This is a genomic window from Acinetobacter sp. LipI_19 (genome assembly GCF_058242925.1).
In genome coordinates, this window is sequence record NZ_JBZAYK010000001.1 from 184,780 (window position 1) to 199,788 (window position 15,009).

14 protein-coding genes are annotated in these 15,009 nt (G+C 37.7%); 11 read left to right on the forward strand and 3 right to left on the reverse strand.

Annotated elements, in window-relative coordinates:
- Position 1: 1 nt before the first annotated feature.
- Positions 2-844 carry an amino acid ABC transporter permease gene (locus AC4CVF_RS00910; RefSeq protein WP_336952101.1) on the reverse strand — a complete coding sequence of 281 codons (843 nt, stop codon included), beginning with the start codon at positions 842-844 and terminating at the stop codon, positions 2-4.
- A gap of 91 nt (positions 845-935) precedes the next feature.
- Positions 936-1,847: an amino acid ABC transporter substrate-binding protein gene (locus AC4CVF_RS00915; protein ID WP_004723734.1), complete on the reverse strand. Its 912-nt coding sequence runs from the start codon at positions 1,845-1,847 to the stop codon at positions 936-938.
- A 524-nt stretch (positions 1,848-2,371) separates the two neighbouring features.
- On the opposite strand from AC4CVF_RS00915, the gene AC4CVF_RS00920 reads away from it, so the two are divergent.
- From AC4CVF_RS00920 to hisC, 8 genes are all read left to right on the forward strand, one after another.
- Positions 2,372-3,820, forward strand: a complete 1,449-nt coding sequence (locus AC4CVF_RS00920; protein ID WP_419328197.1) for an RNA polymerase factor sigma-54 — start codon at positions 2,372-2,374, stop codon at positions 3,818-3,820.
- Positions 3,821-3,997: 177 nt separating this feature from the next.
- On the forward strand, positions 3,998-4,339 hold the full coding sequence (hpf, locus tag AC4CVF_RS00925; RefSeq protein WP_336952098.1) for a ribosome hibernation-promoting factor, HPF/YfiA family: 342 nt from the start codon (positions 3,998-4,000) through the stop codon (positions 4,337-4,339).
- 137 nt (positions 4,340-4,476) lie between these two features.
- Positions 4,477-4,728, forward strand: coding sequence for a BolA family iron metabolism protein IbaG (gene ibaG, locus AC4CVF_RS00930; protein ID WP_004723729.1), 252 nt, complete (start codon positions 4,477-4,479; stop codon positions 4,726-4,728).
- Between the two features lie 6 nt (positions 4,729-4,734).
- Positions 4,735-5,994, forward strand: a complete 1,260-nt coding sequence (murA, locus tag AC4CVF_RS00935) for a UDP-N-acetylglucosamine 1-carboxyvinyltransferase (RefSeq protein WP_490788761.1) — start codon at positions 4,735-4,737, stop codon at positions 5,992-5,994.
- A gap of 4 nt (positions 5,995-5,998) precedes the next feature.
- Positions 5,999-6,694 (forward strand): ATP phosphoribosyltransferase, encoded by a 696-nt coding sequence (hisG, locus tag AC4CVF_RS00940; RefSeq protein WP_490788762.1) that lies wholly within the window; start codon positions 5,999-6,001, stop codon positions 6,692-6,694.
- Between the two features lie 99 nt (positions 6,695-6,793).
- Positions 6,794-7,456 (forward strand): DUF4272 domain-containing protein, encoded by a 663-nt coding sequence (locus AC4CVF_RS00945; protein WP_336952096.1) that lies wholly within the window; start codon positions 6,794-6,796, stop codon positions 7,454-7,456.
- Between the two features lie 128 nt (positions 7,457-7,584).
- A complete protein-coding gene (hisD, locus tag AC4CVF_RS00950; RefSeq protein ID WP_336952095.1) occupies positions 7,585-8,886 on the forward strand; it encodes a histidinol dehydrogenase in 1,302 nt (433 codons plus the stop codon).
- A 175-nt stretch (positions 8,887-9,061) separates the two neighbouring features.
- Positions 9,062-10,159 (forward strand): histidinol-phosphate transaminase, encoded by a 1,098-nt coding sequence (gene hisC, locus AC4CVF_RS00955; protein WP_419328201.1) that lies wholly within the window; start codon positions 9,062-9,064, stop codon positions 10,157-10,159.
- On the opposite strand, the gene AC4CVF_RS00960 is transcribed toward hisC, so the two are convergent.
- The gene (locus tag AC4CVF_RS00960) at positions 10,156-11,502 is read right to left on the reverse strand and encodes an anthranilate synthase component I family protein (RefSeq protein WP_419330486.1); all 1,347 of its coding nucleotides are present in this window, start codon (positions 11,500-11,502) and stop codon (positions 10,156-10,158) included. The two genes, hisC and AC4CVF_RS00960, sit on opposite strands and share 4 nt — an antisense overlap.
- Positions 11,503-11,765: 263 nt before the next feature.
- Between AC4CVF_RS00960 and filA the strand changes: the two genes are divergently transcribed.
- The 3 genes from filA to filC all read left to right on the forward strand — a co-directional run bounded on the left by filA (position 11,766) and on the right by filC (position 15,002).
- Positions 11,766-12,695: a putative pilus system protein FilA gene (gene filA, locus AC4CVF_RS00965; RefSeq protein WP_336952091.1), complete on the forward strand. Its 930-nt coding sequence runs from the start codon at positions 11,766-11,768 to the stop codon at positions 12,693-12,695.
- Between the two features lie 204 nt (positions 12,696-12,899).
- The gene (filB, locus tag AC4CVF_RS00970; RefSeq protein WP_336952090.1) at positions 12,900-13,733 is read left to right on the forward strand and encodes a putative pilus system C39 family peptidase FilB; all 834 of its coding nucleotides are present in this window, start codon (positions 12,900-12,902) and stop codon (positions 13,731-13,733) included.
- Between the two features lie 51 nt (positions 13,734-13,784).
- Positions 13,785-15,002: a putative pilus system protein FilC gene (gene filC, locus AC4CVF_RS00975; RefSeq protein ID WP_336952089.1), complete on the forward strand. Its 1,218-nt coding sequence runs from the start codon at positions 13,785-13,787 to the stop codon at positions 15,000-15,002.
- Positions 15,003-15,009: the final 7 nt, after the last annotated feature.

Genomic DNA, 15,009 nt, shown 5'->3' on the forward strand with positions numbered 1-15,009 from the left:
ACTATTTACCCCCCGAGCCTAGGCCAGGAACAGCCATACGTTTTTCAACCCAAGCCATGATCAATTTAATGGTATAGGTAATGACTAAGTAAACTGGTGTCGAAAGAATAAGAATAACAATATCTTGAGATGTTTCTTCACGCATGGTTTTAGTATAAGCAAAGAAGTTCAAAACACTGAGCGCATAAAGCACCGCAGAGTTTTTGAAAATATTCATTGCTTCAGAAGTGAGCGTTGGCCAAACAATACGATAAGCGACAGGGAGAATGACATAGCGATAACTTTGGCTTTGATTTAAACCAATTGCAAAAGCTGCATTTTTTTGTCCATTTGAAACCGTATTAATGCCAGAGCGTACTTGTTCAGCAATACGTGCAGCGGTATACAGACCGAGTGCAAATACCCCAACCACTGCGGGATTGTCATTGAGAATATTTTGCCACCATCCACCATGAACCATCTCACCACTACCCGTACTTAAGCTGAGTGGGAGTAATTGCGGGAATACGAATGCCCAGAAAAACAGTTGTACGATCAAGGGAATATTTCGGAAAAGTTCGACATAGCAGGTACCAATAAATGAAAGCGGTTTATTGGGTAATGTGCGTAAAATCCCGATCAGAGAACCAAGAAGAAATGCAATGAAAAATGCAGCAATCGCGGTCCACACCATTGTCCAAACACCTGAACCTAGGAGTTGTAACCATGTTGGTGCATCTGCAACCGGGGAATAACTTTCACCACCAATTGCTTTACAGACAGATTCAGCCCATGCAGCTTTATCAAGACTATATTCATTCGAGGGGAGACAATAAGCTGTCCAGTTAAGTGAGCCTACGGACATGTGTGCTCCTTGTATTTTTAATTTTATAAAAATTTATAGACCAGACTTTAAATATAATCTGATCTATAAACCGTTGTTTTAAACTACGTTTTTAGTTAATACCAGCATCCGTAGGATTCGCTTTAAGTTTTAAATATGATGAGCTCATTGGCATATTTAAATTGACATTTTTAGGTGCAATTGGTGATTGGAACCATTTTTTATATAGCGCCGCCATTTGACCATTTTTCCACATCGTCGTTACAGTTTTATCAGCAATTGCTTTATATGCTGCATCGCCTTTAGGTAACATAATGCCGTATGGTTCTGAAGAAAGTACTGGACCTACAATTTTAAAATCTTTTGGATTTGATGATTTTGCGATTAACCCTGCAAGAATATTATCATCCATCACAAATGCAGCAGCACGCCCAGAAGCCACCATTGCAAATGAGTCTGAGTGATCTTTACCATAAACATTGTTTACGTTAACTTTTTCGCCTTTCTCACCCATTTTGATATATTTGTCAGATGTTGTACCTTGTGTGGTAACTACCGCTTTACCATTTAAATCTGCAATCGTTTTAATTGGTGCACTCGCTTTAACTGCCATGCGTACTTCTGTTGCATAATAGTTTGTAGAGAAGCTTACTTGTTGTTGGCGTTGAATAGAGTTTGTCGTTGTACCACACTCCATATCAATGTTACCTGCTAACATTTCCGGAATACGCGTAGAAGAAGTGACAGCTTTATATTCAACTTTAAGATTTGGCATTTTGAGCGTTTTTTTCAGCTCATTGGCAAAGTTATTACAAATATCGACTGCATATCCCATTGGTTTACCACCAATAACATAGGAAATTGGATCAGATGACTCACGATATCCAATAATCACTTTTCCTGATTGCTTGATCTTTGCTAATGTGTCTGCTGCTTGAACCTGTGAAAAAGCACCGCCAGCCATAAGTACACCAAGCGCTGTGGTTAAAACTTTTTTTGATAGTGTTTTTGTAGATAGTGTCATTTTGAGTTCTCCATTACATGATTTTTTTGGCAGTTTAAGCCGCTCGTTTCTAAAATTAAGCAGTTATCGTGCCAAACCTTTTCCTTGAAACTACGATTCATCATATTTCTTTATATCATTATTTTTATACTCACTATTCCAATAAGTAAAGGATAAAAATAATAAATTTCAAAAACTAGAAATGTGACTGTTCTCACAAAGTGGAAACTATTTTATTTAAATATTTTGAAATAAATAGCCCTAAAGCCATTTATTTTTGCTTATAAGTTTTAAATCACTATTTATATAATTGATGACTATTTCAGCGCACCTAGAACTGATGATTTTTAAAAAAACTGAATAAAAAAACGACATAATTATAATTTATCTTTAATTGATAAATAACAAACATTTTTATGTAACGTATTCATTTTTTTTACTAGTCCTAATCTATTTCCTGTGATATAAAAAATGAGTAGGCATGAATTTTGCATTGCTTATTCACATAAGATGAAATGAAATAATACAGTGTGGGAACTATGGGTATGAAGTTATCGGTTGGATTAAAAGTTGCAAATTCGTTGTCGCTTACGCCACAACTGCAACAAGCCATTCGATTACTGCAATTATCGAGTTTGGAGCTTGAACAAGAAATTCAAATTCAACTTGATAGTAATCCTTTGCTTGAAAAGGTTGAAGAAGAGACACATGAAAGCCCTGAAAATGTAAAACAAGAACAACAAGAGTATGAACTTTCAGATTCTTTAAATGCCAATCACTTACCTGATGAGTTGCCTGTAGATACGGATTGGGATGATGTCTATACCCATCAAACAACAGCTATGGAGCGCCCTGAGTTTGAAGATCGTGAAGATAATCGTCATTCAGAAGCATCATTAAAAGAGCATATGTTAGGGCAAGTTAATTTATTGCATTTTTCTCCAGTCGATAAATTGATTGCATATTGTATTGTGGATGCTCTAGATGAAAAAGGATTTTTGGCTGCCGATATTGAAGAAATAGTGAGCTCTGTACAACATCTACTACAACAAATGGATTATGACATTGACGTTGAAGAGGATGAGGTTTTGGTGGTTTTAAAACATATCCAACGCTTAGAACCTCTTGGTATTGGTGCTCGTAGTCTTGCAGAATGTCTTTTTGTACAAATTGAGGCTTTACCTACAACTACATTGTTTAGGAAAGAAGCGCTGATGTTGTTGAAACATTATGAGCTTTTGGTGAGTAATGACTTAAATAAATTGATTAAGCAAACGGGTTTAAATGCTGAGTTATTAAAATCAGCAATTGATTTATTGAAAACACTTAAACCTTATCCGGGTGCTGAATTCGACCAAAAAGAATCAGATTATCAAATTCCAGATGTGGTTGTGTCTAAGAAAAATGACCATTGGTATGTCCAACTTAACCCTGATATTTTACCAAAACTTCGAATTAACTCATTTTATTCAGGCATGATTAAACGTGCTGATCAAAGTGATGATAATCAATATTTACGCAATCAAATGCTTGAAGCTAAAAACTTTATCAAAAGTGTCGATGAGCGTCACAAAACTTTATTAAAAGTTGCAAGTTGCATTGTGCAACATCAACGTGAGTTTTTGGAAATCGGCGCTGAAGGAATGAAACCCTTGGTATTGCGCGATGTTGCAGAAGAAGTTGAATTACATGAGTCCACGGTTTCTCGTGTCACCACAAATAAGTTTTTGTTGACACCACGTGGCTTATTTGAGCTGAAATATTTCTTTTCTAGCCATGTGGGAACAACTACTGGGGGAGAGGCATCGTCGACTGCCATTCGAGCAAAAATCAAAAAACTTGTTGCCGATGAAAACCCACGTAAGCCATTGTCAGACAATACAATTGCCAATTTATTAAAAGAAGAGGGAATTGATGTGGCAAGAAGGACAGTCGCAAAATATCGTGAATCGTTACATATTCCGTCTTCATCTGACCGAAAAGTGTTGATCTAAATTTTAAAGTGTGGCTATTCTAATTGTTCATTATGACGAAATAATGAATCGCTTTTTGTCTTTTGGAGTAACTTAAATGATTGCATGATATAGAGCAAAGTTTTCCTTAGCGAAGGCTGTCATGAGATCGTTTGGGTTATGACTTTCATATTCCTATATAAGGAGAGGGATAAAGCTATGCAAATTACAATCCGTGGACATCATTTAAGTATTACACCCGCAATAGAAGAAAACATTCGAGATCGATTTACCCAAATGACCAAGCATATTGATCAGGTGAACAGTATGCAGGTCAAACTCAGTAAAGATCATCAATTGGATAAAAGATCAAAAAAAGGCAGTGCAAATCATATTGCAGAGGCAATTGTTCGTTTGCCAGGTATAGAGCTTTTTGCTCAAGCCACAGCAGATGATATGTATAATGCGATTACAAAATTGACTGACAAATTAAAAAGGCAATTACACAAGCATCGTAAAATGCAGTTGGATTATCAACCTGTAGAGATTTTAGCGACGTAAAATTGATATTTTTAAAAAGAGGTTGCAAAGACCTCTTTTTTTTATCTATATTTTTTGTACGAGTTAATGAATTATTTCGGTGAGTTATAGTAAAATAGCCAGTTTTTACACTGTCAGTCCTATAAGAGGTCGATGCAATGAATAGTGAACAGCTCACTGAAATCTTAAAAGCAGCTTTTCCTGATGCTGAAGTTGCTGTCAGTGGACAAGCAGGTAAATTTGACCTCCGTATTGTCGACAATCAGTTTGAAGGGAAACGTCCAGTTCCTCGTCAACAAGCTGTTTATGCGCCACTTAACTCTTATATTGCCAGTGGTGAGGTACATGCGGTAACTATTCGTGCAATGACTAAAGAAGAATGGCGCAAAGCCAGTATGTTTGGAGCTTAAGCGTCAATGGATAAATTTGTCATTCAAGGTGGTGTAAAACTCGAAGGTGAAGTTCGTATTTCTGGTGCAAAAAATGCGGCTTTACCTTTATTGGCTGCAATGATTCTTGCAGATACCCCGATTACATTAAAAAATGTTCCAGATCTTAAAGACGTTCGTACTTTAGTCAAGTTGATTGGTGGTTTAGGCATCACCATGAGTTATGAGGGGGACACGGTTGTCGCAGATACATCTACACTGGATAATCAATTTGCTCCCTATGAACTGGTTAAAACCATGCGTGCATCTATTTTGGTGCTTGGTCCACTCTTGGCGCGCTATGGTAGTGCAAAAGTTTCACTTCCTGGTGGATGTGCGATTGGCTCACGCCCTGTTGATCAGCATTTAAAGGCTTTAGAGGCTTTGGGTGCACAAATTGAGGTCGAAGCAGGCTATGTACATGCCAAAGTGGATGGCCGTTTAAAAGGTGGCGAAGTCATCTTTGATATGGTGACTGTAGGTGGGACTGAAAATATTTTAACTGCAGCAGTATTGGCAGATGGTGTTACTACCATCCGCAATGCAGCCCGTGAACCTGAAATCACAGACCTTGCACTTATGCTCATTAAAATGGGTGCAAAAATTGAGGGTTTAGATACAGATACATTAGTAGTAACTGGTGTGGAAAGTCTACATGGTTGTGAATATTCTGTGGTTGCTGACCGTATTGAAACGGGCTCATATTTAGCCGCCGCAGCCATAACGGGTGGTAAGGTAAAAACCACACATACTGACCCAAATCTTCTTGAATCTGTTTTAGATAAATTTGAAGAAATGGGTGCAGAAGTCACACGTGGTGAAGACTGGGTCGAATTGGATATGCTGGGGAAACGTCCGAAAGCAGTTAGCTTCCGTACCTTGCCCCATCCAGAATTCCCAACGGATATGCAAGCACAAATCATGGCGGTAAATGCCATTGGACGTGGTTTTGCAACAATTTCTGAAACGATTTTTGAAAATCGTTTTATGCATGTACCTGAGTTAGCTCGTATGGGCGCAAATATTCAGGTTGAAGGTAATGATGCTGTTGTAACAGGTGTGGAAAAACTATCTGCTGCGCCTGTTATGGCAACTGACCTACGTGCTTCGTTTTCTTTAGTTTTGGCTGCTTTAGCTGCTGAAGGGGAAACCATCATCGATCGTATTTATCATATTGATCGTGGTTATGAAGATATCGAAGCAAAGTTACAAGGTCTAGGTGCCCAAATTAAGCGAGTGAGCGAGTAAGTTAATGAGCGATATGAGAAACGATGATCCAAACTTTGACGTAATGGGCAATTTTGATCATGGTTTAACTTTGGCATTGAGTAAAGGGCGTATTTTAAAAGAAACGTTGCCTTTACTTGAAACTGCTGGAATTAACTTATTGGAAGATCCTGATAAATCTCGTAAGTTGATTTTTCCAACCACACATAAATCCGTTCGTATTTTAATCTTGCGTGCTTCTGATGTACCAACTTATGTGGAAAATGGTGCAGCGGACATAGGTGTAGCGGGCAAAGATGTGTTGATGGAACATGGCGCTCAAAATGTCTATGAACCATTGGATTTAAAGATTGCCAACTGTAAATTAATGACAGCTGGTAAAGTAGGCATGGTTCGTCCTAACGGGCGTTTAAAAATTGCCACTAAGTATGTAAATTTAACTCGTCAATATTATGCAAGCTTAGGTGAGCAAGTTGATGTGATTAAACTTTACGGCTCAATGGAATTAGCCCCATTGGTTGGTTTGGGCGATTATATTGTTGATGTGGTGGATACTGGGAACACTTTGCGTGCCAATGGTCTAGAGCCTTTGGAAGAAATTTGTAAAGTCTCTTCACGTTTAATTGTGAATAAAGCGAGCTTTAAGCGTAAGCAAACTTTATTAAATCCAATTCTTACTCAGCTTGAAAAAGCAGTAGAAGAGCGTCAAAAAAACAATTAATCCATTCATGTTTGTTCAATAAAGATGCCGTCTAATTTTAGGCGGTTTTTTATGTAATTTATGTTAAAAAATAACCATGCATGAATCAAAAAAGAGCTTATGAAAACACCTCAACAACGCAAAGAACAGTCTATTTTAAAACTTAAAAATTATTCAATTCCTTATATTGACTGGTTACCTGTGATTGAATCTGCAGAAGATGTTCAAGCACGCAGTGCAGAACAAATTGCAAAACGCGCGATTGCTTGTTTATGGGTGATTCAGGTCGCATGTGACCTGAATAATGATCAATATGATGATGAAACAAAGATATTTATATTTGATGTTTTAAAAAAAATGCAAGTTTTTGATGCTTTAACAGAAAAAGAACAGGCAATTTTAAATCGTGATGCTTCCGCACAAGATGTCATCAATATGGTGTGGAAATATGAAGCATATTGGGTGCTGTTATGGGCTTTGGGTATTGTGGATGATTTGAGTTATCCGGTAGATATCGTTGATTGTGATTTTGCAATTCAAGCCGTTTCATCATGCGATACATTTGCTGCATTTATGGAAAAAGTCCAATTACGAGATATTGAAGAAATCTTAGATCAGGCTGATTTAATTTATCGTTATGATTGGGCATGTGTAAATGCGCGTTTAAAGCAACAGGATGCACCTGAAAATTTAAATTCATCTGTTGTTGTGGAACGGCATGGCGCCTTGAACTGGCTGATTCAGACTGATAGTGACTGGGATTATCCTGATGTGAGTACCTAAATAAAAATTTGCTATATCAAAAGTCATTTGCAATCAAACTTTCCTCTGAAAGTAAATTGAAATGTTGCGGTGATGTTGCCCACAAGATACTTAAAACAAGGTAAACTAAATCTTTCTTAAACAACCTTGTGGGTAAATTGATGCGACGTTTATCGACTCAAGAGCAGAACTTTAAACAAGTCTTTGCTGACTTGTTAGCTTTTGAAACAGTGAGTGATCCTGAGCTTTTAAAAACAGTAGACCAAATTATTGCAGATGTGCGCCTACATGGGGATGCACATGTACTTAAACTCACTCAACAGTTCGATCGACATCCAGCGCATCAATTTTCAGATTTAGAACTGACACAAGAGCAACTTAAAGTTGCATTTGAAGGTTTAACTTCAGAAGTACGTGAAGCTTTGGAAATGGCGGCCAATCGTGTTCGCTCATTCCATCAGGCTCAAAAACAAGACGGTTGGTCCTATGTGGATGAATTAGGAAATACCCTTGGTCAAAAAGTTACCCCTTTAGACCGTGTGGGTATTTACGTTCCAGGTGGTTTGGCTTCTTATCCATCCTCTGTGCTGATGAATGCTCTACCCGCGCACGTGGCTGGGGTAGCAGAAATTATTATGGTGGTGCCTGCGCCAAATGGTGATTTAAATCCTTTGGTATTGGCGGCTGCTTATTTAGCGGGTGTAAGTCGTGTGTTTACGATTGGCGGTGCGCAAGCAGTTGCCGCACTTGCTTATGGAACAGAAACGATTCCTGCGGTAGATAAAATTACAGGACCGGGTAACCGTTTCGTTGCTGCCGCAAAACGTGCTGTTTTTGGTCAAGTTGGTATTGACATGATTGCAGGACCTTCTGAAATTTTGGTTTATGCAGAAGGTCATAATGACGCTAAATGGTTGGCGATGGATGTTTTGTCACAAGCTGAACATGATACGGTTGCGCAAGCGATTTTTATTACGCCTGATGAACAGCTGTTAAATGATGTCGAGCAAGCCATTGAAGAACATTTGGCTACATTACCCAAAGCTGAAATTGCACGAACTTCGATTGCAAATCGAGGTGCTTTGGTCTTGGTTAAAGATCGCCAAGAAGCCATTGATTTGATTAATCAAGTTGCGCCTGAGCATTTGGAATTGTGCTTAGATGATGCTGAGCAGATGTCAGAAAGTATTCGCCATGCAGGTGCAATCTTTATGGGGCGCTATACACCAGAAGCGATTGGTGATTATTGTGCGGGACCTAACCATGTCCTACCTACTTCTGGTACAGCACGTTTTTCATCACCTTTAGGTGTTTATGATTTTCAAAAACGTTCAAGTTTGATCATGTGTTCTGAGCAAGGAGTTAAATCGCTTGCTAAGGCCGCAGATATTCTTGCTCAACAAGAAAATTTAGATGCGCATGCCCGATCAGCTAGATATCGTTATCAATAATTTACCAATGGCCCAGTATCCGTACAAATCCTTCTCCCTTAGGGATAAGGTGAGGATGAGGGCGTAAAAATTTAACTGACTTACGTTTGGGGATTCTATTGAAATGCCCAAACCCTCTCCTAGAGTGAGAGCGCTTATATAAAGTAAGTCATGTGAGAAAAAATACGAGATAAAAATGCCAAATATTAGCCCTGAGCAAATGCGTTTTTGGAGTCCTGAAGTACGTGAGTTAGAACCGTATGTCCCAGGTGAGCAGCCTAAAATCCAAAACTTATTAAAACTGAATACCAATGAAAACCCATATCCACCATCGCCAAAAGTGGTTGCAGCAGTTCAGTCTGTACTTATAGATTCAGCAGATGTATTGCGCCTATATCCAGATCCAGATGCATCAGCACTCAAACAAGCGATTGCTAAGCAACAGCATGTAGCAGTAAAAAATGTCTTTGTTGGTAATGGTTCGGATGAAGTTTTAGCACATATTTTTAAAGCATTTTTTGTTCAAGAAAAGCCAATTCTATACCCAGATATTACCTATAGCTTTTATCCTGTTTATAGTCAGTTTTTTGGAATTTCAACCCAAACTAAAATCTTGCCTTTAAATGAGAATTTTGAAATTGATGTGGCTGATTATAAACAGCCGAATGGTGGGATTATCATTACCAATCCCAATGCACCAACCAGTATTGCATTAGAGATATCTGCAATTGAACAAGTCTTGCAAGCCAATCCAGATTCTGTAGTTGTGATTGATGAAGCGTATGTAGATTTTGGTGCTGAGTCAGCCGTGAATCTGGTGGAAAAATACGAAAACTTAGTCGTTTGTCAAACCACTTCAAAATCTCGCTCTTTAGCTGGTTTACGAGTTGGCTTTGCAATTGCACAGCCACATTTGATCGCCGCATTGGAAGCTGTAAAAAATAGCTTTAACTCCTATCCAATTGATCGTTTTGCAATTGCAGCAGCTGTCGCATCATTTGAAGATCAAGAATACTTTGCAGCACAATGTCAAAAAGTGATTGTAAGTCGTGACAAACTTGTTGCAGATCTAGAGTTGCTAGGATTTAAAGTATTACCATCCTCAGCCAACTTTATTTTTGCTTGTTTACCCTCAAAAGATGCTGGTGAATTGGCAAAAGCATTACGTGAACATGGCATTATTGTTCGATATTTTAATAAGCCACGGATTGATCAATTCTTACGTATCACTATTGGTACAGATGAACAAAATCAACGCCTTGTTGATACGCTAAAGCATGACATTTTAGTCTAGGATTCATTTTGAGGTTGATGCCATGTGTTGAGTAAATCTAGCATGGCAGAAACTTTATCAAAACATTCTTGATATTCTGCATTACAATCTGAAGCAATGGTGATCCCACCACCTGCCCACAATGAAACTTCATCTTGATATTTTTGAATTGAACGAATCAAAATATTCCAAGAACCAGTTCCATCAAAATTAAAATACCCCAGTGAGCCGCAATAAGCACCTCTTGGTGCACTTTCGAGTTCTTCAATAATTTGCATCGCGCGAATTTTGGGTGCGCCGGTAATTGAACCGCCTGGTAGTGCGGTGAATAAAACCTCAAATGGATTTACATCCGATTTTAAGGTCGCAGTGACTTCACTTACCATATGATGTACCTGCTTAAAAGATTCAATATTAAACAGTTTTGGGGTTTTTACTGAACCTGTTTCAGCATATACACTTAAATCATTGCGTAATAAGTCCACAATCATGACATTTTCAGCCTGATCTTTTTCAGAGTGAATCAAGGTGTTTTTTGACTGCTCATCTAAAATTGGATCGTCATAACGAGGCATTGTCCCTTTAATGGGTTTGGTGGTGATTTTACGATCAGTCTCGAAATCAATAAATAACTCAGGTGAACAACTGAGTAACTCAAAATCATCAATTTTTAAATAACCTGAATAAGGGGCATCAGTGAGTTTCCAAAAATTTTCGGCTGTATCTAACAGTGAACCGTTTGCTTTTCCTATGAATTCTTGAGTTAAATTAATCTGATAACAATCACCAGCTTTAATATATTTTTGAATTTGTGCAAATGCTTGATCATATTGTGATTTTGTCCAAGTCGCACTACATTTTGATAAAAGTTTAAATTTTTGATTATTTAAGGATTGTGTTGCTAATAACTGTTGTATAAATTTAAAAAATGCTTCTGCGCAAGCTTCTAAACTATAAAAAAATAATTGCCCTTTTTCTTGTTTAATAAAGGTTTTATAAATCCCCACATAAAAATTGGGTTGAGATTTTGTATTAGCGTCAATGTGTTGCCGACTGGCATAGTTGTAATCAATAAAACCCATATATCCCCCCTGAAAAGTATGCTGTGTTTTTGGGGCAGATTGAGTTGTGAAATTAAAAAAGTGATTCAAAGAAGGATTGGTTTTGTCTTTTTGATAATGTGTAAAATGATTTCTTGAATAGCTAAAAAGTTGTTGCTGGATTGAAATGCAATATTGTTCAGGTGAAAAAGCAATAATGTCTTCACCTGAGTTTTTTAAATAGATACAACCGAATAATGAATCAAGTCGGTGTAATAAATCTGCAATGCCATTTGATGGAAAATCTAATAACTTCCGAAACATAGGGAGGTTTAACTCGAGCGCGAAAAGGGTTTGTAAAGCATTATTCTACCTGAAAATAGGACTTATAAAAGTGTTTACCGTTTATCGGTTTAATTGGCTTTTTGATAAACAGCAGTTGAACAAAAAGTAACATACAGTTAATTTAAAAGGGCAAAACGGACTACTCAAGGATTGGTGTTCTAAGTTGTAAAACAACTAAAACAACAGGGAACTACGGAGAGTGGTTAAAAATGAAAAAAAATGCTCTTGGGAGAGTACAGGTTATGAAATTATTTACTAAACTTGCTTTGGTTTCAGCTATCGCTATCAGTTCAAATGCAATGGCAATGCAAGCAATGGATGATGCAGCACTCAGTGCAACAACTGGTCAAGATGGTATTTCTATTGGAATTGGTATTTCAAAAGTTGAAATTGATAAAGTTCATGTGTTTGATGGTGATGGTTTATCTGCAACAGCTAAATTGGCGGATGGTGTAAATGGTACTACCGATGGGACAGCTATCACGGGTGGTACGGCAACAGCTGGTGCAATAACAATTAATAATATTGTATTAACTGCAAATACTGCATCTTTATTACAAAGCCATAATTTGGCAGATATTACTATTGATACTGATGGTAATGCGGGTAGTCCATTCCTAAATATTGGTGCTGCGGTTTCAGGTTTAAATATTTCTTTGGGTAAAATTGAAGTTAATGATGTAGATGCAACGACTACTACAAGCCCTTATAAAGTGGGTACTGGTACTGCAACTATTTTAAATGGTTTAACTTTGACTACGGGTAAAACTGCTGCAAATATCCAATTGGGTAACACTCCACAAGGTGCGATGATTAAATTGGCTGGTAGCATGACTGGTGGTTTAACAATTAGTAATCTTTCATTGCATGATGCATCAACTGGTGGTGGTGGTGATATTGTTCTTGGATCAATTAAATTGACAGATACAGGTTCTAATAACTTATCTACTGATGCAGCTATTGCTGTACGAGCAACAGGTGTGAGCGGTGCTACTGCAGATGGTCTTCAAATTACAGCGATGACTAAACCGACTGATATTTATATTCAAAAAATTCAACTGGGTAGTGCGTCAGCAGCTTCAATTGGTGATATTGCGATTAGTGGTTTGAAAGTTTATAACGGTAGTGCTGGTACAACTCCAGGTGCTGTGATCACAATTTCTGGTCACTAAGTTTAGTTATTAGAAAATGAAAGACGCATGCAACGCATGCGTCTTTTTTTTACAAAAAAGCTGAGTAAAAGCGACAAAAGTTGAAAAAAAACTGTTTTTTTTTCAAAAAACGTTATCTTCTAATCACAGGGAAGTAGAGTGTTCACTCTAAAAATAAAATCAGCACTTTAGGCAAAATATTGCCGATACTTGATAGTTAAAATTATGTTAGAAATTACTTTAGGTTCGGCATTAATGTATTATTTTGCCAACCATGCCCTAGATGTGAAACCCAAGCCAAAGGATGCAATTTACTATACTGAGCTTGCGGATTCCAGAGATAAATCGTTTACACGTAACCATCGTGAAATGGTACATGTTAAACCCGCCTTGGAAAATCAATTCCGTGGCATTGTACGTCAAGCATATGACTATAGCTGTGGTTCTGCTGCATTAACAACACTGTTAAATGGTTATGTTGGGACAAATTTAACTGAACAGCAAACCATGGAAGGCTTATTACGCTTTGGAGAATACAATCGTATTATTGAGCGTCGAAGTTTCTCATTGCTGGATATGAAGCGTTTTGTTGCTGCAATTGGATATGAGAGTGGTGGTTATAAGGGGGAGTTCACCGATTTAATCAACCAAAATCAACCCGTAATTGTTCCGATTTCTTATGCTGGTTTTAAACATTTTGTTGTATTTAAAGCATATAAAGATGGCCGAGTTTATGTCGCGGATCCTGCATTGGGGAATATTAGTTTTGATCAAGAGCGATTTAAGGACGTTTGGGAAAACAACACATTATTTGTGATCAATGCTCCTAAAGATCAACAACGGAATATGTTGGCCTTACAGGATGCCGATATGCGCCATGTGGATGATGCAACTATTAACCGCTATGCTTTAGTTGAAGCACAATATTCAACCGATTATACCAATAAATTAGCCGATAAGGCTTCTACGATGCGTAAGGTGATTGACCAAGATACCAAGTCTGCGACATACAATCAGCCAATTACATCCTATATGCGACTCTATTATAAACGTAAGTAAAGATGGATTAAAAATTACATAACTGAATTGGATTTTTGGAATAGGAATAATATGAATAATCAATGGATGAAAAGAACTTTACTTGCAATGAGTATTCAGTTTGCAATTGGAAGTTTATATGCAGCGGAGACAGATACAAGTGCTGAGGTTGCAGTAGATCAGGCTACAAGCACAGACAATAACAGTTCTGAAAACACGAGCCAAACAGTTCCTGTTACAGATGTTAAAGAAGATGTAATAATTAATAAAGATGAAACAAAATCTTTAGCACCTAAGCCTGGTACGCAAGCGGCAGAAGCATTACAGAAAAAAGAAGGCGATGCCTCACAAGAAACTAATTTACAAGAAGTTTTTACATCTAATGAGCGTCAATACTCTTTAATTAAAAAGGGTGAAATCTCAACTTTTTATGATTTAGATTATTCATACTATCGTGATTCACAGTTAAATTTAGGGATTAATGAAGGAACAGCCTACCAGCTCCGTGTTGATGAGGATGCTAGCCATACCATCAGTAATACTTTTACTGCGCAGTATGGGGTACGGGATAATTTAACCTTTACCGCATCTATCCCTTTTATTGCCAAATCAGATAGCTTGAAAGATGCCACGGCTGCAGGTTTGGGGGATATTAATTTAGGTGCTCGTTGGGAACCTTTCCCACTGAAAGCAGGACGATTACCTTTAATTTTATTTGGTAGCTTATCGACCAAAACTGGTGACAGTCCATATGAAATAAACCCTGAAAAAGACCTTTCAACAGGTAAAGGGTATTATTCAGTAGGAGTCGGTGCAAGTACCCGTAAATATATCGATCCAGTCGTACTCTTTGCCTCTGTTTCTGCTAATTATGGATTTAAAGAAACTGGCTTGAATCAAGTCCGTGGTGGAGGTAATGCTAATGGGCAAGGTGGGGATCAGACTTATCAACGCGTTTTAGAAGAGTTTGATCCTGGTATGACAGGTGGTTTCTCTTTTGGTTTTGCATATTCATTTAACTATGATGTTTCGATGACTATGTCATACCAACAATCATTTAATATGAATACTTCATTTAAATATAAACCAACAGAGGGACTTGCAGATTCATATAAAGCAGCTGACCAATCTAGTGGAATGTTTTCAATTGCTTTAGGGGTTCGTGTTAATCCAGATACGATTGTAAATGGAACATTGGGTATTGGTTTAACTGAAGATTCACCAGATATTTCACTTGGCTTGTCTTTCCCATTGGACATCTTAGGCTTCGGTAAGAAGAAAGCTCACTAAAGGAGTG

Excerpts from the sequence above, each read along its gene's own strand:
- AC4CVF_RS00910 (WP_336952101.1), bottom strand. The coding sequence starts at position 844 with ATGTCCGTAGGCTCACTTAACTGGACAGCTTATTGTCTCCCCTCGAAT.
- AC4CVF_RS00915 (WP_004723734.1), bottom strand. The coding sequence starts at position 1,847 with ATGACACTATCTACAAAAACACTATCAAAAAAAGTTTTAACCACAGCG.
- AC4CVF_RS00920 (WP_419328197.1), top strand. The coding sequence starts at position 2,372 with ATGAAGTTATCGGTTGGATTAAAAGTTGCAAATTCGTTGTCGCTTACG.
- hpf (WP_336952098.1), top strand. The coding sequence starts at position 3,998 with ATGCAAATTACAATCCGTGGACATCATTTAAGTATTACACCCGCAATA.
- ibaG (WP_004723729.1), top strand. The coding sequence starts at position 4,477 with ATGAATAGTGAACAGCTCACTGAAATCTTAAAAGCAGCTTTTCCTGAT.
- murA (WP_490788761.1), top strand. The coding sequence starts at position 4,735 with ATGGATAAATTTGTCATTCAAGGTGGTGTAAAACTCGAAGGTGAAGTT.
- hisG (WP_490788762.1), top strand. The coding sequence starts at position 5,999 with ATGAGCGATATGAGAAACGATGATCCAAACTTTGACGTAATGGGCAAT.
- AC4CVF_RS00945 (WP_336952096.1), top strand. The coding sequence starts at position 6,794 with ATGAAAACACCTCAACAACGCAAAGAACAGTCTATTTTAAAACTTAAA.
- hisC (WP_419328201.1), top strand. The coding sequence starts at position 9,062 with ATGCCAAATATTAGCCCTGAGCAAATGCGTTTTTGGAGTCCTGAAGTA.
- AC4CVF_RS00960 (WP_419330486.1), bottom strand. The coding sequence starts at position 11,502 with ATGTTTCGGAAGTTATTAGATTTTCCATCAAATGGCATTGCAGATTTA.
- filA (WP_336952091.1), top strand. The coding sequence starts at position 11,766 with ATGAAATTATTTACTAAACTTGCTTTGGTTTCAGCTATCGCTATCAGT.
- filB (WP_336952090.1), top strand. The coding sequence starts at position 12,900 with ATGTTAGAAATTACTTTAGGTTCGGCATTAATGTATTATTTTGCCAAC.
- filC (WP_336952089.1), top strand. The coding sequence starts at position 13,785 with ATGAATAATCAATGGATGAAAAGAACTTTACTTGCAATGAGTATTCAG.